The sequence below is a fragment of the Dokdonella sp. genome, from assembly GCF_051958935.1.
In the GTDB taxonomy this organism is placed as follows: domain Bacteria; phylum Pseudomonadota; class Gammaproteobacteria; order Xanthomonadales; family Rhodanobacteraceae; genus Dokdonella_A.
Genome location: NZ_JBQCFP010000067.1, coordinates 26,064 through 42,834 on the forward strand (window position 1 = coordinate 26,064; position 16,771 = coordinate 42,834).

The following is a 16,771-nucleotide window of genomic DNA, read 5'->3' on the forward strand; positions in this document are numbered from 1 at the left end:
GCTGGTGCCTGCGGCGAGTCCCCAACCCCGAATCACCAATCCCCGCCTCTCACACCGGCGCGAGCTTGTCGAGGATCGCGAGCAGCGCGCGTCGTTCGTCGGGTTCCAAGCGGGCGAGCATCGAGCGCTCGTGGGCGCGGGCGAGTGGGGCGACCGTGTCGTGCACCTTCCAGCCTGCCGCGCTGAGGCGCAGCACCGAGCGACGCTTGTCGCCGTCGTGCGCGCGCCGGGACACGCGCTTGGCCTCGACGAGGCGCGTGAGCGCGCGGCTCACCGCGACCTTGTCCATCTCCGTACGCGCGGCGACTTCGCTCGCCGAGAGGCCCTCGCCGTCATAGCGCGCGAGCACCGCCATCACGCGCCATTCCGTCATCGAAAGATCGAAGCGGTCCTGGTACTCGCGCGCGATCGCCTGGCTGACCCGGTTCGACAGGATCGACAGGCGGTACGGCAGGAAGCGCTCGAGTTCGAGCGGGGCGTGGTCGGCCATGGCGATGCCGCTTGAATTAAGTTTCAGATGAAACTATCTTAGCACGTCTCAGTACCGGAGGCCGCCATGAACGCCCAACCCAACCTCGGCATGCAGGTCACGACATTCGACAACCCGATGGGCATCGACGGGTTCGAATTCGTCGAATTCGCCGCGCCGGCCGGCCGCGGCGCGGAGCTGCATGCGCTGTTCGAGCGCATGGGCTTTTCCGCCGTGCTCAAGCATCGTTCCCGCGCGATCACCGTGTATCGGCAGAACGGCGTCAACTTCCTCGTCAACGAGGAATCCGATTCCTTCGCCGCCGATTTCGCCGCGCAGCACGGCCCGTGCGCGTGCGGCTTCGCGATCCGCTTCAGGAAACCCGTGGCGGAGGTCGAGCAGGCGGTGATCGCGAACGGCGGCGAGCGCATCGCGCACAAGGCCGTCTCGCGCGCGATCGACGTGCCGGTGGTCAAGGGCATCGGCGACTGCATGCTCTACCTCGTGCCGCGCGACGGCGATGCGTACGCCAACGACTTCGTCGCGATCGAAGGCGCGGACATGAACCCGGCCGGCTTCGGCCTCACGTTCATCGACCACCTCACGCACAACCTCTACTTCGGCAACATGCAGAAGTGGTCGGACTACTACGAGCGCTTGTTCAACTTCCGCGAGATCCGCTACTTCGACATCAAGGGCGCGAAGACCGGTCTCGTGTCGAAGGCGATGACCGCGCCCGACGGCATCGTGCGCATTCCGCTCAACGAATCGAGCGACCCGAAATCGCAGATCAACGAATACCTCGACGCCTACCACGGCGAGGGCATCCAGCACATCGCCTGCTTCACCGACGACATCTATTCGACCGTCGAACGCATGCGCGCGGCCGGCGTCGAGTTCCTCGATACGCCCGACACGTATTTCGACGTCATCGACATCCGCATCCCGAACCACGGGGAGGACGTGCCGCGCCTGGCGAAGAACAAGATCCTCATCGACGCCGACCCGGAGACCAAGCAGCGCAAGCTGCTGCAGATCTTCACGCAGAACGCGATCGGCCCGATCTTCTTCGAGATCATCCAGCGCAAGGGCAACGAGGGCTTCGGCGAGGGCAACTTCCAGGCGCTGTTCGAGTCGATCGAACGCGACCAGATGAAGCGCGGGGTGCTGTGACGAACCGAGCTCCTCTTCCGGCGGGAGAGGGGCTCAAGAACGACGAAGGCGAGCCATGACGATCGCAAGCAACGGCTACCAATCCGGCTTCGGCAACGAGTTCGCGAGCGAGGCGGTCGCCGGCACCTTGCCGGTCGGGCGCAATTCGCCGCAGCGCGTCGCACACGGCCTCTACGCCGAACAGCTGTCCGGCACCGCGTTCACCGCGCCGCGCCATGCGAACCGGCGCAGCTGGCTCTATCGCATCCGGCCCGCGGCGATGCACAATGCATTCACGCCGTTCGAACAGCCGGGCTTCCACAACGATTTCGGAGACGGGCCGGTCACGCCGGATCAGCTGCGCTGGAGTCCGCTGCCGCTGCCGCAGCAACCAATCGATTTCGTCGAAGGCCTGTACACGATGGCGGGCAACGGCTCGCCCGCCGCGCAGGCCGGTGTGGGCATCCACCTGTACGCGGCGAACCGCGACATGCAGGGCCGCTGGTTCTACGACGCCGACGGCGAACTGCTCATCGTGCCGCAGCAGGGCGGACTGCACGTCGAAACCGAACTCGGCGTGCTCGACGTGGTGCCGCACGAGATCCTCGTGATCCCGCGCGGCGTGCGCTTCCGCGTTGCATTGCCCGATGGCGCCGCGCGCGGTTATGTCTGCGAGAACTTCGGCGCGCTGCTGAAGCTTCCCGACCTCGGCCCGATCGGCAGCAACGGCCTCGCCAACCCGCGCGATTTCCTCGTGCCGCAAGCTGCCTACGAGGACGTCGATGGCGAGTTCGAACTCGTCGCGAAATTCCAGGGGCACCTGTGGCGCGCGTCGATCGGGCACTCGCCGATCGACGTGGTCGGCTGGCATGGCAACTACGTGCCGTACAAGTACGACCTGCGCCGGCACAATACGATCGGTTCGATCAGCTACGACCATCCCGATCCCTCCATCTTCCTCGTGCTGCATTCGCCGGGTGAGCACGAAGGCGTCAGCAACATGGATTTCGTGATCTTCCCGCCGCGCATCCTCGCGATGCAGGACACGTTCCGCCCGCCGTGGTTCCATCGCAACGTCGCGAGCGAGTTCATGGGCCTGATCCACGGCGCGTACGACGCGAAGGCGGAAGGCTTCGCGCCGGGCGGAGCCTCGCTGCACAACAGCTTCACCGGCCATGGGCCGGATGCCGCGACGTTCGAGAAGGCGAGCGCGGCGGACACGTCGAAGCCCGACTACATCAAGGACACGATGGCCTTCATGTTCGAAACGCGCGCGGTGATCCGGCCGACCGCCCAGGCGCTCGCCGCGGCGCACCGGCAACGCGATTACCAGGCGTGCTGGAGCGGCCTGCAGAAGCACTTCCGCGCGCGCTGAGCGAGGGGCAGCGCGCGCTGGCGCGTGGCGCGGTTGCGCCACTGCGTCGAGCGGCGGGGCAACCGGGCGGGCGCGTGGCATGGAATACTTACGCCGACGCGCGCGCGTGCGCGCCGGTCCTGCATCCCAGTCATATTCGGAACGTCAGAACCATGAAACTCGGATCCCTCAAGGAAGGCGGCCGCGACGGCACGCTCGTCGTCGTGAGTCGCGACCTGTTGCGTGCGGTGCGTGCGAGCTCAATCGCACCGACGCTGCAGTCGGCGCTCGACGACTGGTCGAACACCGCGCCGCGCCTGAATGCGCTCGCCGCGGAACTGGAAGCCGGGACCGCCGCCGCTGCATTCGCGCTCGACATGGCGCAGCTCGCCGCGCCTTTGCCGCGCGCATACGAATTCGTCGATGGCTCGGCCTACCTGCCGCACGTCGAACGCGTGCGCCGCGCGCGCGGCGCCGAGGTGCCCGAGAGCTTCTACGTCGATCCGCTCATGTACCAGGCGACGAGTGCGGGCTTTTACGGGCCGCGCGACCCGATCCTCGCCGCGAGCGAGGAATGGGGCATCGACCTCGAGGCCGAAGTCGTCGTCGTCACCGACGATGTGCCGATGGGCGCCTCGCCGGCGACCGCGGCGGCGCACATCCAGCTCGTCGGCCTCGTCAACGACGTCTCGCTGCGCGGATTGATCCCGGCCGAACTCGCCAAGGGCGTCGGCTTCCTGCAGTCCAAGCCGCGCTCGACGCTGTCGCCGGTGCTGGTCACGCCGGATGAACTCGGCGACGCCTGGCGCGGCGAGAAGCTGCACCGGCCGATGCGCACCTGGATCAACGGCCAGTGGTTCGGCGAAGCCGAGGCCGGCGTCGACATGCAGTTCAGCTTCGCCGACCTCGTCGCGCACGCGGCGAAGACGCGGCCGCTCGTCGCAGGAACGATCGTCGGTTCGGGGACGATCGCCAACGAGGACACCGGCAAGGGCGCTTCCTGCCTCGCCGAGCAGCGCACGGTCGAGACCCTGCGCGACGGCAAGCCGAGCACGCCGTTCCTCAAGTTCGGTGATACGGTACGCATCGAGATCACCGACGATGCGGGGCGGAGCATCTTCGGCGCGATCGAGCAGACGGTCACGCGGCAGGCGCCGCGCGGCTGACGCGAGGCATCCGGCTGCAGGGGAGGGCGCGCATGTCGAACCATACCGATCTCGTGCTGTACGACTACTGGCGTTCGAGCGCGTGCTATCGCGTGCGCATCGCGTTGAACCTCAAGGGGCTCGCGTATGCGCTGAAGCCGGTGCACCTGCTGAACAATGGTGGCGAACAGCACGCGCCCGCCTACCGCGAACTCAATCCGCTCGAAGCCGTGCCCGTGCTCGTCGACGGCCAGCGCGTGATCCGCCAGTCGATGGCGATCATCGAGTATCTCGAGGACGTGAACCAGGATCGTCCGCTGCTGCCGGCGATGCCGCGCGATCGCGCCCATGTGCGCGGCCTCGCCCAGGTGATCGCCTGCGACGTGCACCCGCTCAACAACCTGCGCGTGATGCAGTACCTCGAACGCGAACTCGGCATCGATGCGGGTGCACGCGAGCGCTGGACGAAGCACTGGATCGAACTCGGTTTCCGCGCGTTCGAGGCGATCCTCGTCGACGACGCGGCGACCGGCGAGTTCTGCCACGGCGACACGCCGGGCCTCGCCGACGCCTGCCTCGTGCCGCAGGTCTACAACGCGAAGCGCTTCGGCGTCGACCTCGCGCCGTATCCGACGATCGCCGCGATCAATGATCGCTGCCTCGCGCTGCCGGAATTCGAGGCGGCACGGCCGGAGAACCAGCCAGGCGCCGCGGCGTGACGGCGCGCAGCGCCGTGCTCAGCCGGCGATGTAGCGCTGCAACTGCTCGATTTCCTCGCCCTGTTCACTGATCACCGCCTTGACGAGGTCGCCGATCGATACGACGCCGACGACCTTCGCGCCTTCGACCACGGGCAGGTGCCGCACGCGGCTGTCGGTGCATAGGCGCATGCAGGTATCGACCGTGTCGGTCGGGTTCACCGTGATCACCGGCGACGTCATGATGTCGCGTACCGGCGTGTCGCTCGAGGAGTGGCCCTTGAGGATCACCTTGCGCGCGTAGTCGCGCTCGGAAACGATGCCGACGAGCTCTGCGCCGCGCATGACGAGCAGCGCGCCGACATGGCGGTCCGCCATCGTGCGGATCGCGACGAGTACGGGTTCATCGGGGGCGACGGTGTAGATGCGGTCGCCCTTGTCCGCGAGGAGATGCTTGACCTGGAGCATGTGCGCCTCCGCTCGAGCGCGACGTCGCTGCCGCGGATGCGAGTGTAGCGCCGGCGCGCGACGGCTGCTCGCCGCCGCGCGATCCGTCCCGGCGTCGATCGACGCCGGCACGTGGAGGGGCCATCAACCGCAGTCGAAACCGTCCGCGAACAGCGACAGCACGAGCGGCGCGGTCGCGCTCGCGTCGTTGTTCCCCGACGACGGATCGCCCGTCGCGGAGGTCACGCTCGCATTGAACGCCACCGGGTCCGGCGCGGTATAGCTGCGCGGCACGCAGATGTCGGTCGTCACCGTCACCGATCCGCCCGCCGGAATGGTCGGGAATGCGCAGGGATAACCGGTCGTGCAGTCGCCGCTGTTGTGATGGAACGCGATGCCGGCCGGCAGCGTGCTTTCGAGCTGCACATTGGTCGCGTCGTCGGGTCCGTCGTTCGCGACCGTCACCGTGTAGCGCTGCTGCAGCCCCGGCGTCACGCCCTGTGGCGGCGTGATCGTGACCGCGAGGTCGGCGCCGCCGGCCCCGGCCGGCAGCGGCCACGCCCAGGCGCCGCGCGAACGCGTGAACGCGGCGAGGGTGGTGAAGCCGCGGTCGATGTTGAGGCTCCATACCATCACGTGCGGCAGGCCTTCGAACCGTTGCCATACCGGCGTCGCCGCGCTGATGTCGTCGGTGTAGTACAGGCCCCAGTCCATGCCGACGAACACCTGGTTCGGGTTGTGCGGGTTGGCGACGATCGCGTTGGCCGGGATATCCGGCAGGTTGCCGCTCTTGTCGGCCCAGGCGAAGCTCGCGCACTGCGCCGTGCAGGTGACGCGGAACACATGGCCGGGCGTCGCGGCGGTATTGGCGGCGAAGCCGCCGACCGCAGCGTAGCCGACCAGCGGATTGGCGGGATCGGTAGTGACGTCGAGGATCGGCCGGTTCGGCAGCACCGCATTGCCGCCGGTCACGTTGACCGCGGTCGCGGCGCCGGCGACGCCGAGGCCGAACACGTACTGCACGTTGCCGTCGTTCGTGCCGGCGATCGCCACGGTCGGATCGCTGACCGAATAGTGGATCTGGTTGATGTAGGAGCGGTTGTCCGAGCCGACGATGAGGTTGTTCTTGGTCAGGTCGCCCGTCTTCGCGCTCCACGAACTCGTCGGCAGGCCGCCGCTCAGCGACTCCCACACGCGCTGCGTGCCGAGGATGATGTGCTTGCAGCCGGCTGCGCTCGTGCACGCGCTGCCCGGCACGTCGAGCTCGCCGTAGCGGTAGAGGTCGAACGGCGTGAAGAAGCTCGCGCGGTCGCTGCCCCAGTTGCCGGAGATCGACTGCTGGCTGCCGAACGGCCCGCTCGTGCTCACGTACAGTGCCGCGTAGTAGATCGACGTGTACCAGTACTGGCCGAGCACTGGCTCGATGCGCGAGACGATGCCGTCGCCGCCATTGGTCGATTCCCACGCGGCGGCCCCCGGCGTGCCCGAGAACACGACCGATGCGCTGCCGTTGTCCTGGAAGCCCGCGGTAGCGCCCGCGTTCGCCGAGGTCGCGAAGTTCGCGGTGATGTCGCCGTGGTAGATCTCGATCGTCGGCAGCTGCTTGTTGAGGTCGGTCCAGTTCGCGTTGAACGCGCTCGTCGCGGTGAGGGCATTGTCGACGTAGTAGATGCCGCCGTCGTTGCCGTTGAGCACGTGGTTCGCATCGTTGCCGACGATCGCGGTCGCGTGGTTGTCCGGATGCACCGGACCGCCGCTGTAGGCCTGCGTCAGGTTGACGTACGACGTGCCGCCATTGGTCGAGCGGTAGAGGTCGACCGCGTTCACGAACAACACGTTCGGATCGGTCGGCGACACCTTGAGGCCGGCGTCGTACCACATCTGCGTGCCGGCACCGCTCGGCGTGCCGACCTGGGTCCAGGCGTCGCCGCCGTTGGTCGTCTTCCAGATGCCGAGGATACCGTTGCTGCTCACGCTGGAGAACATCGCGTAGAGCGTGAGCGGGTCGCTCGGTGCGACCGCGAGTTCGAGCCTGCCGCGGCTCGTGTTCGGCGTGCCGTTGCCGGTGCCGGCCGGGAAGCCGTTCGCGAGCAGCGTCCAGTCACCGACCGCGGGACATCCGCTCGCGGGCATGGTCGTGCGATAGACGCCGTTGGCGCCGTTCTTGTTGAGGTTCGGCTGCACCGGCGTCGCATTGCCGCGCGTACCGACCGCGGCGTAGAGATAGGTCGTGCCGCTGCGGTTCACCGCAAGCAGGCCGGTCATGTCCTGGCGCTGTTCGCCGGCACCGCTCGTGAACGCGTTGGTGTAGCACGGGCCGGTCCAGTTCGTGCCCGCATCGTTCGAGAAATACAGACCCGTCTTGGTGCCGACGACGACGTTGTCGGCGTCGTTCGGATCGACCACGACCTTGCCGATCGCCTGGTACTGCGGGAAGCTGCCCGCCGACGGACCGTACATCGGGTTGAACACGTCCGCACCGAGCAACTGCCACGTTTCGCCGCGGTCGCTGCTCTTGAGCACGCCGGCGGCACCGAACGACATCGAGCCGTAGCGCAGGTCGCCCGTGCCCGCGTAGAGCACGTCGTGGTTGGACGGGTCCATCGTGATGTCGCCGATCGCCATGCTCGCGATCTCGGGGAAATCGGTCTTGACCGTCCAGGTCGTGTCGGCGGTGCAGCAGTTGGTCGTCTTCCAGACGCCGCCGCCATCCGAGCCGAGCCAGGCGACGGCCGGATTGTCCGGGTCGCTGACGATCACGTTGGTGCGGCCGGCGGCGCGGTCGGCGCCGAAGCCTTCGCCGGTGAGCGGCTGCGGACCGAGCAGGGTGAAGGCGTCGGGATCGAGCGCGACGGCCTTGTCGGCGGATGGCCGATAAGTCTTCCTGCCGGCCGGCACGCCGCTCGCGATCGCCTTGTCCTGGCGCGCCGAAGCGAGCAGCCAGGCCGGTTCGAAGCGCAGGTGCTGCGCATCGCCGCCGTAGCCGACGCGAATCGCCCAGTAGTCGCCTTCGCTCGGCGATCGACCTTCCTCGCGTTCCTCCGCCTCGCCGTGGAAGAACATCGGCCGCTGGCGTTCGGCCAGCTGGACGTAGCCCACATACAGGCTCACGGCGCCGACCGCGGCGCCCAGCCACGCGTACCCCTTCCTCATCGAGCTCTCTCCCCGCAGGCCGATCGGGACGTCAGCCAACCGGCGGATGATACTCGTCCACGAGATACAGCGGGCGCTGCTTGGATTCGACGTATAGACGGCCGAGATATTCGCCGATCACGCCGAGCGCCATCAGCTGCAATCCGCCGAGGAACAGCACGACCACCATCAGCGAGGGATAGCCGCGCACGGGGTCTCCGAAGAGCAGCGCCTTGCCGAGCACCCACAGGGCGAACACGAACGCGACGAGGGAGGCGGCGAGGCCGATGTAGGTGGCGAGCTTGAGCGGCGCGCCGGAGAACGAGGTGATGCCGTCGATCGCGAAGTTCCAGAGCTTCCAGTAGTTCCACTTCGTCTCGCCCGCGTGGCGCGGATCGCGGTGGTAGACGACCGCGATCTGGCGAAAGCCCACCCAGGTGAAGAGGCCCTTCATGAAACGCTGGCGCTCGCGCACCTGCTTGAGCGCGTCGAGGGCGCGTCGCGACAGCAGGCGGAAGTCGCCGGTGTCGCGCGGGATCGGCGTCGAGGACAGGCGTTCCATCACGCGGTAGAAACCGGACGCGGTCATCTTCTTGAAGCCGGTTTCGCCGGCGCGCGAGGCGCGCGTGCCGTAGACCACGTCGTAGCCTTCGCGCCAATGCTGCACGAAGGTCGGGATCAGTTCGGGCGGGTCCTGCAGGTCGGCGTCGATGACCACCGCGGCGTCGGCATCGACGTGGTCGAGGCCGGCGGTGAGTGCGAGTTCCTTGCCGAAGTTGCGCGAGAGCTTGAGCGTCGACACGCGCCGATCCCCGGCGCGGAGCGCCGACATCACCGCATAGGTGTCGTCGCGGCTGCCGTCGTCGACGTAGAGCACTTCCGTGTCGAGGTCGAGGCGGTCGAGCACGGCGGCGACGCGCGCGTGGAAATCGCGCAGGCCCTCGCTCTCGTTGTAGGCAGGCACGACGACGGTGAGCTTGGGCATGGCGTTTCCGGAGAGCGAAAGGCGAACGGGCGAATGCTAGCGGAGTCGGCAACGCGACGGATGACGGCCATTGCGGTCCGGTTCAGCGCGGAAGGTACGCGGCACCGCCGAGCTGGTTCGCCTGGCGCTGGATCCACGCCGCGCGGCGCAGCACGTACGCACTCGGCTTCTCGACGTGGAAGCGCGCGGGATTCGGCAACACCGCGGCGAGTAGCGCCGACTGCCGCGCATCGAGGTGCTCGGGCGTGCTGCGGAAGAACTGCTCGCTCGCCGCACCGACGCCATAGATCCCATGGCCGAACTCGGCGATGTTGAGATACACCTCGAGGATGCGCCGCTTGGGCCAGAGCGTCTCGAGCAGCACCGTGAAGTACGCCTCGAAACCCTTGCGCACGAAGCTGCGGCCATTCCAGAGGAACAGGTTCTTGGCGACTTGCTGGCTGATCGTGCTCGCGCCGCGCAGGCGTTCGCCGTCGTCGGCTTCCTCGAGGGCGCGCTGGATCGCCTCGAAATCGAAACCGTGATGCAACGGAAAGCGCTGGTCCTCGGCCGCGACGAGGGCGATCGGCAGCGCGGGCGAGACGCGTTCCCACGGCGTCCAGCGATGGCGCAGCACGAAACCGCGATCGCCGGTCGCCTTCGCCTCGAGCCAGTCCGCCGCCATCACCGCCGACAGCGGCGGCGGCACGAAGCGCAGCAGCAGCACCAGCAGCACGCTGCCGGCGAACCAGGCCGCGGCGGCGAGCAGCAACCAGCGGGCGAGGCGCCTGGACCAGCGGCGGCGGGGACGAACGGGCACGGCGACTCCTGAAACGACACCGGCGCGGGAGTCCGCGCCGGTGTCTTACAGCTTAGCCCGCTCGCGCGGTCAGTGGTACGTCACGTCACGGCGTGCACATGTAGCTGCCCGTGCCCGGCGTGCCGCTGATCTGCACCTGGTCGAGGAAGAAGCCACTGAATGCGGACGCCGGATCCGACGAGAAGCGCCAGCGGATCTTCACGTTCTGCCCGGTGAAGCCCGCGAGGCTCGTCGTGAACGGCTTGAACACGGCGGTTGCAGTGCCGTTGTTCGGATCCGCGTTGGAGCCCGCCGTGGTCACGCCGTTGAACGCGCCATGGCTTGCCGCGTATCCGCAGGCATTCACCGGCGGGGCGCCCGTCTGCGCGAAGCTGCTCGGGTAGCCGCCGGTCGGCGGCAGGTCGACCCAGGTGTTGCCGCCGTCGGTCGAGATCTCCTGCACCACGCCGTCCCACTGGAACTCGAGGTCGTACTTCGCCTGGAAGCTCAGCGTCGCGCCGGCCGTGAGCGCCAGCGTCGGCGTCGTGATGCTCGCGCAGGTGTTGTCGAGGTACGGTCCCGAATCGCCGCCGTTGTGATAGCTGTAGCTGCCGGCGGACGCGGCGACGTTGGTGATCTGCCACGGCGCCTCGAGCGTGAGGTAGCTGTGCGTGTCGACGTCGTCGAGGTAGTTGCCCGGGTCCGGACCGTCGACGCCGCTCGGCGTCGCATTCGCCACCTTGGACGTCGCCGACGCATTGCCGATGCCGTCGACCGCGTGCACGCGGTAGTAGTACGGCGTGCCGTTGCTCACGGCCGTATCGGAGAACGTCGTCGCCGCGAGCGCGCTCGCGACCGTCGTCGGTGCGGTGAAGTACGGGCTCGTGTCGCGCTCGACCGTGTAGGTGACCGTGTTCGCGGCCGGGCAGTTCGACGCGCCGGCGGTCCACGACAGGTTCACGCTGCAGCTCGCGTTGGACGCATCGGTCGCGAGCGAATGCACGTCGAAGTCCGGCTGCAGCGTGCAGTCGTCGAGGGAGACGACGTCGACGCACTGCGAGGCATCGCCTTCGATGTCGTTCTGCACGCCGCGCAGCTTGTACGCGTAGCTGTAGCCGCCCTGGCTCGTGTCGTCGTTGAGCGGCAGGCTCGGTCCGTTGGCGACGAGGTGGAAGTCACCCGCGGCGGCGGTCGCGCAGGTTCCCTCCGCACGATAGAGCTGCCAGCTCTGCGGCGTACCACCGGCGGTGGCGTTCACGCTGATGCCGCCGGTGCCGTTGCTGCCGATCGTCGGGGCGGACGGCGCCGCGAACGGCGCGGCGTCGGGCAACGCGAACTTGCCCGAGACGGCGAGGCCGTAGCCCTGGCGGTCGCTGCCGGGGCGGCCGTTGCCGGGGATCGACGTCCCCTTCACGCGGATCGTGTAGCTGCCCGCCGCCGGCGCGGTCAGGCGCACCTGTTCGACCGTGTCCTTCGCGTCGGGGCTGCCACCGGTGACGGAGACGTTGCCGGAGAAGCGGTTGCCGAGGTAGGTGCCGCCCGGACCGACGACTTCGAGGTCGAGGTTGTTCACGAGCGTCGAGGCGACGCCGATCGCCGCATCCGGATCGAACCACGCGAGCGTGACGCGCAGCTCGACGCCGGCGCCGACATTGGCGATCGTGTACTCGTTGACGTCGCCGGTCTCGAGGCCGGATGCATTCGTGCGTTCGAACACGCGCAGGCGGCGGCTGTCGTCGCCGTTCGGCATCGTGTTCTTGAACCACAGGTTCGAATCGAGCCACGGACGACCCCAGCCCGTGCCCGTGTTCGGGAACGTGGCCGGGCTCGTCGTCGGCACGGTGCCGTTGAGCAACACGGCCTTCATCACGGCGCCGGTCGGGTTGTACGCGTCGAGGCCGGCCTCCGTGAACGGCGAAACGCCATCGAAGCCGTCGGCGAAGATGAGGTCGGACGGGATGCCCGACCCGGTCGTGCCGCGCGGATAGAAACCGTCGGCGAAATACTGGCGCAGGAGCACGGCGTTGCCGGCGATCGTCGGCGTCGCCATCGACGTTCCGGAGTTGGAAATCGTCTGCGGCGCGGTGATCGTGGTGGTCACGCTCGTGCCGTTACGGGCCGAGATCGTGCCCGAGCCCGGCGCGGCGACGTCGGGCTTCTGGCGCCCGTCGGTGGTGGGGCCGGCATTGGAGAACGATGCCTTGGCCAGGCTGCCGGCGTGGCCGAGCGCGGCGACGGTGACGGCGTTCTTCGCGTTGCCGGGCGAGCCGACGGCCATCGCGCCGGCCCGATCGTTGCCGGCGGCGATCACGACGAGCAGTCCTTCGTTGTTGCGCGTCGCGCGATCAGTGTTCGCGTCCTCGGTCGTGTACTGGCCCGAGCTCGACGAACCCCAGCTGTCGCTGTGGATGCGCGCGCCGCCCGCATACGCCTGTTCGAGCGTGCCTTCGAAGTCCTGCGTGATGACGGCCGTGGCCTGGTTCGGGCCGATGTCATGGAACAGCAACTGCGCGTTCGGCGCCATGCCGTCGGCGAGTTCGTGGTTGGGTGCGTACGGCGTCGACGGCATGTAGGTCGTCGCGCCGAACGTGCCCGCGGCGTCGCCAACGACGGTACCGGTCGTGTGCGTGCCATGTCCGGAGACGAAGTCGTAGTCGGTCGGTCCGCCCGGCTGCGTCCAGTACGCGATGATCTTGTTGTCCGGATGCAGCGTGCCGATCGCCGGCAGTACCGGCGGCGGATTTTCGGCGAACGTGACCTCCGTGTGCGGACCGTTGCCCTTGTCGAGCGTGGCGAACCAGGCGGCGTTCGGCGTCGTGCCGGAATCGGCCACGGCGACGATCTGGCCGCCGCCCGTGATGCCCTGGTCGAACATCGGCGTCGGCCCGCAGACCGCTCCACTGCCGGCGCAGGCGCCGGTGAGGTTGCCCTGGATCGCGCCGATGCCGCCCGCATTGGTCGTGTGCGGAGCGATCCACGGCGACACGAACGCGACGCCGTCGATGCCGGTCGCGACCTCGATGAGCCGATCGAGCGCGGCCGTCTCGACCTTCGCGCGCACGTACGGCAGCGCCTCGGCGCGCACGCTGCGCATGGTGATCTCGACGCCGGGCACCTGCTTGACGAGCTGGCTTTCGATCGCGGCCGAAGACACGCCGTCGAACGCCTGGATCATGAGCTCGTAGCCGCCGTCGTTCTGCAGCGCGGCCGAGCCGAGGCGCGATCCGCTCCAGAGGGCCGGATCGAGCTTCATCGCGGGCGCCACCATGCCCGCCCAGCGCACCGACGTGTCCTGCGCGAGGGCGTCGAGGCGCGTGACGTTGAGGCGCACGTAGTAGGCGTTGTTCGGCACGTAGCCGAGGATCTCGATGCCGCGTGCGACGAGGTCCTTGCGTGCCTTCAGCTGGCCCGGCTTGAACTGCACGATGGCGTAGTTCGAATCGGTCGCGGCGGCGGCGCCGACCGCGCGCGTGTCCAGCGTTTGCCGCGCCGGGTCGAACACGCCGGCGCGCAGGAGGATCACCTCCGGATTTCCACGCGCGCCGTCGATCGCGTCGAGCGACGGTTGGCCGGCGATCACGCTATCGACGGCGGTTGCGTTCGGCGCGGCGGCGCCGAGCGCGATCGTGAGTGCTGCAGCCAGGGCAGTACGAGTGGGCAGGGAGTTCATGCGGGTTCTCTCGACGAAGGAGGACGTACAACCGGCCGAATATGCCCCCAGCGTCCCTGTGCGACAACTGCCGAAGGGCCCAGTCGCCCTCCCGCTGCAGACCGAGGCCGGCCTGCAGGCGGCGACGGGATCACTGGTTGGCGAGGCTGAGGTCCACGAGCAGCTTCCAGCTGCCGTCGCGCCAGCGCCACGCACGCATGTAGCTGCCGCATTCCATGCAGTCCGGGCTGCCGCCCAAGGTGTAGGCGAAGTCGCCGCTGGCGGCGAGATCGAGCGCGCGCCGCGTGCCGCGGCCGAGGCCTTTCGCGTCCTTGCGCACGAGCTCGAGCGCGGGGGCGCCGTCGGCCGGCAGCTCGCCGTCGCGCATCCCATGCAGGCCGGCATCGGCGATGGTGTCGTAGGCGTGCGCCGGGTCCTCGGCGAGCGCCGCGCGCAGCGCGTCGTCGGCGTGCTCGAGTGCGGCGCGGCGCTGTTGCAGTTGGGCCGCGTCGATCGGTGCGGCCGCCGAGGCGGCGGTCAATGCGCCGATACCCGGAGCGGCCGGCGCCGGCGACGCGTGGCCGATGCCGCCATCGGCTTGCACGCGCCAGATGCCGTCCGCCCCGCGTTTCCAGAACGTCAGGAAGTGGCCATGTGCATATTGCGCGGCGCCCGCTGCATGCGCGGCCCAGGGGCCGGTCGACACCGCGAGTTCGCCGCTCGCGGCCACGCCCACCTGCTTCGGACTCCATTCCAGCAGGCGGCCGTCATCCGGATCGCGTGCGAGCGCCTGCAGCGCGGGCACCGGCGTCGGCCGGAACAGCCAGCCGTCCGCGTCGAAATGGGCGAGGAAGGCGAGCCGCGTGCCGAATCGATGTCCGTCGAGGGCGAATCCGCGCTCGGCGGAGACGACGGCGGCGAGGTCGGGCGACAGGCCGGTGGCGCCGAGCGCGCCGGTGACGAGAAGGGCTGCAAGCATGAGGCGGGTATCCACGAAGATGGGGGTGCGTATTGCAGCAGCGCCGGGCGCCCCGGGATCGCCGGCAGGCGGCGCGCCGGCTCGCCCCAGTCACGGCTCGTCGAAAACGCGACCATCGCGCACGCTGGCGCGTCCAGTCCGGAAGCGGAGGCGCGGCCTGTGAACGGATCGACGCTCCGGGAGCGTTGCAGGGCTGTTAGTTTTTCGTGAATCGCGGTATCCTGTGAGCGTGCAGGAATGCGCGTTGGAGGAACTCCGATCGCGCGTCCGTGTCCCAATCCGACCGAATGTTTCCACTCGCCCGTCCACACGCCCGCGCATGAAATTCCGCCTCGCCACGCTGCTGCTTTCGCTGCTCCCGCTCGCGGGAATGGCGCAGCCGTTGCCGTCGCTGGCGTTGCAGACGAAGGCGACGCCGCTGGTCGAGCAGTTGCTTGCGCTCGATCCGTCGGGCAAACCGCTCGACGGTGCATCGGTATTGCCGATCTGGTCCGGCGCGAATGGCGAGTTGCTCGCCGTCGTCACGCTGCCGAATGACTGGGTTGCTTCGCCGGTCGATGCCACGCCCGGCTATCGCGGCCCGTCGTCGTGGGCGCTCGCCGGCAGGCAGGGTGCGGCCAACGGATTGGTGTGGGGGTTGTCCGATGGCCTGCGCATCGATGCGATGCTCGGCCAGTACCTGCCGGCCACGTCGATGCCGTGCTCGCTGCCCGGCTGCAGCAACGGCGCGTCGTGGTCGCGCGGCACGCTGAGCGGGGCGCTCGGCATGGGCTGGTCGAGCGCCGATGGCGGCCTCGATCTGTCCTACGGCCTCTCGTGGCTGCAGGCGCCGACGAACAGCCCGAACCTCGGCGGCTTCGCCGTCGCGGCGCTGCCGACGCTCGCGTTGCCGGACGCGCCGCTGTATTCGCTCGGCAGCGAAGCCTCGGTGTATGCACGCGGTCGCTGGCGTTTCGAGCAGGGTGCTGCGCTCGACATCGCTGCGAGCTACGGACATGGCCGGCTCTCATCGATCGACAGCCTCGCCGGCCCGCTCGCTTCGGCGATCGATCTGGACCAGTTGTCGTTGAGCCTTGGCCTCGATGCCGGTTCTTTGCGCGGCGCGATCGTCGGACACGTCCTCAGCAGCGACGATCCCGCGCTTGCGGGCAAGCGCTGGACCACGCTCGATCTCGGCGTGTCGTGGCGTACGCCGTGGAGCGGCGAACTCAGTGTCGGCGCGCAGAACCTCTGGTCGGCGCCGCTCAATTCGCCGCGCGACAGCGACAACCAGGCGCGCACCCCGTACATCCAATACCGTCAGGATCTCTGACGCGTCCCCGGTGTGGCGGCTCGCCTGCGCCCGCCCCCCGAACCAGTCCCGATGATGCCGATCCTGCGGCCGCCGATGGCAGCGGCTGCTTTTTTCGCGTGCCTGAAATTGCGGGCCCAGCACGTCGCGCGTGCTCGCGCAAGTGTCCTTCCACTGCGCTGCCGCAAAATTATACTCTCGCAACCTTTTGATTATAAAAGGTTTTTAGAGGATGTTAAGGCGGCGCTCAGGGATTCCCATGGCGTAAGAATGTTGTTAGTATCGCCCACTGCCGAGGGTTTTGGTGGACCGTTTTGGTCGTTCCCAGGGATGGGAGAGCACATGTCCCGAGCTGTGACACAACTCTGACGTTGGAGAGTGTAATGAATCATACGAGCAACGAGCTTTTCAAAGCCGTGCGCTATGCGTTGTACGCAGGCACCACGGCGGTGGTCGGTTTGTCGGCCGCGCCTGTGCTTGCGCAGGATGACACCAGCAGCCAGAAGCTGGAAACGATCACGGTGACGGGTTCGAACATCCGTCGCGTCGATATCGAAACGTCCAACCCGGTCGTCACCATCGATCGCGCCGCGATCGAGAAGACCGGCAAGCTGACCCTGGGCGACCTCGTCCAGCAGCTCCCGGCCGTCACCGGCCCGAACACCAACCCGCAGGTCAACAACTCCGGCGGT

12 protein-coding genes and 1 pseudogene are annotated in these 16,771 nt (G+C 68.3%); 6 read left to right on the forward strand and 7 right to left on the reverse strand.

What is annotated here, in order from left to right; translation table 11 throughout:
* Positions 1-49 precede the first annotated feature (49 nt).
* A complete protein-coding gene (locus ACTHK2_RS06340; RefSeq protein ID WP_440244857.1) occupies positions 50-490 on the reverse strand; it encodes a MarR family winged helix-turn-helix transcriptional regulator in 441 nt (146 codons plus the stop codon).
* Positions 491-556: 66 nt separating this feature from the next.
* Between ACTHK2_RS06340 and hppD the strand changes: the two genes are divergently transcribed.
* The 4 genes from hppD (at position 557) to maiA (ending at position 4,839) form a co-directional block, all read left to right on the forward strand.
* On the forward strand, positions 557-1,642 hold the full coding sequence (gene hppD, locus ACTHK2_RS06345) for a 4-hydroxyphenylpyruvate dioxygenase (protein ID WP_440244858.1): 1,086 nt from the start codon (positions 557-559) through the stop codon (positions 1,640-1,642).
* 55 nt (positions 1,643-1,697) lie between these two features.
* On the forward strand, positions 1,698-2,996 hold the full coding sequence (gene hmgA, locus ACTHK2_RS06350) for a homogentisate 1,2-dioxygenase (RefSeq protein WP_440244859.1): 1,299 nt from the start codon (positions 1,698-1,700) through the stop codon (positions 2,994-2,996).
* Between the two features lie 152 nt (positions 2,997-3,148).
* Complete coding sequence (locus ACTHK2_RS06355) at positions 3,149-4,141, forward strand: fumarylacetoacetate hydrolase family protein (protein WP_440244860.1); 993 nt, start codon at positions 3,149-3,151, stop codon at positions 4,139-4,141.
* 32 nt (positions 4,142-4,173) lie between these two features.
* The gene (gene maiA / locus ACTHK2_RS06360; protein ID WP_440244861.1) at positions 4,174-4,839 is read left to right on the forward strand and encodes a maleylacetoacetate isomerase; all 666 of its coding nucleotides are present in this window, start codon (positions 4,174-4,176) and stop codon (positions 4,837-4,839) included.
* An 18-nt stretch (positions 4,840-4,857) separates the two neighbouring features.
* Here maiA and ACTHK2_RS06365 read toward each other — a convergent pair whose 3' ends face one another.
* The 6 genes from ACTHK2_RS06365 to ACTHK2_RS06390 all read right to left on the reverse strand — a co-directional run bounded on the left by ACTHK2_RS06365 (position 4,858) and on the right by ACTHK2_RS06390 (position 14,788).
* Positions 4,858-5,286, reverse strand: coding sequence for a CBS domain-containing protein (locus tag ACTHK2_RS06365; protein ID WP_440244862.1), 429 nt, complete (start codon positions 5,284-5,286; stop codon positions 4,858-4,860).
* A gap of 123 nt (positions 5,287-5,409) precedes the next feature.
* Positions 5,410-8,418, reverse strand: a complete 3,009-nt coding sequence (locus tag ACTHK2_RS06370; protein ID WP_440244863.1) for a hypothetical protein — start codon at positions 8,416-8,418, stop codon at positions 5,410-5,412.
* Between the two features lie 31 nt (positions 8,419-8,449).
* Positions 8,450-9,382, reverse strand: coding sequence for a glycosyltransferase family 2 protein (locus ACTHK2_RS06375; RefSeq protein ID WP_440244864.1), 933 nt, complete (start codon positions 9,380-9,382; stop codon positions 8,450-8,452).
* Between the two features lie 82 nt (positions 9,383-9,464).
* Positions 9,465-10,181, reverse strand: a complete 717-nt coding sequence (mtgA, locus tag ACTHK2_RS06380; protein WP_440244865.1) for a monofunctional biosynthetic peptidoglycan transglycosylase — start codon at positions 10,179-10,181, stop codon at positions 9,465-9,467.
* 85 nt (positions 10,182-10,266) lie between these two features.
* Complete coding sequence (locus ACTHK2_RS06385) at positions 10,267-13,830, reverse strand: S8 family serine peptidase (RefSeq protein WP_440244866.1); 3,564 nt, start codon at positions 13,828-13,830, stop codon at positions 10,267-10,269.
* Between the two features lie 130 nt (positions 13,831-13,960).
* A complete protein-coding gene (locus ACTHK2_RS06390) occupies positions 13,961-14,788 on the reverse strand; it encodes a hypothetical protein (protein ID WP_440244867.1) in 828 nt (275 codons plus the stop codon).
* A gap of 319 nt (positions 14,789-15,107) precedes the next feature.
* Between ACTHK2_RS06390 and ACTHK2_RS06395 the strand changes: the two genes are divergently transcribed.
* Positions 15,108-16,100, forward strand: coding sequence for a hypothetical protein (locus ACTHK2_RS06395; RefSeq protein WP_440244868.1), 993 nt, complete (start codon positions 15,108-15,110; stop codon positions 16,098-16,100).
* A gap of 362 nt (positions 16,101-16,462) precedes the next feature.
* Positions 16,463-16,771, forward strand: a pseudogene (locus tag ACTHK2_RS06400) (TonB-dependent receptor plug domain-containing protein); the annotation flags it as partial.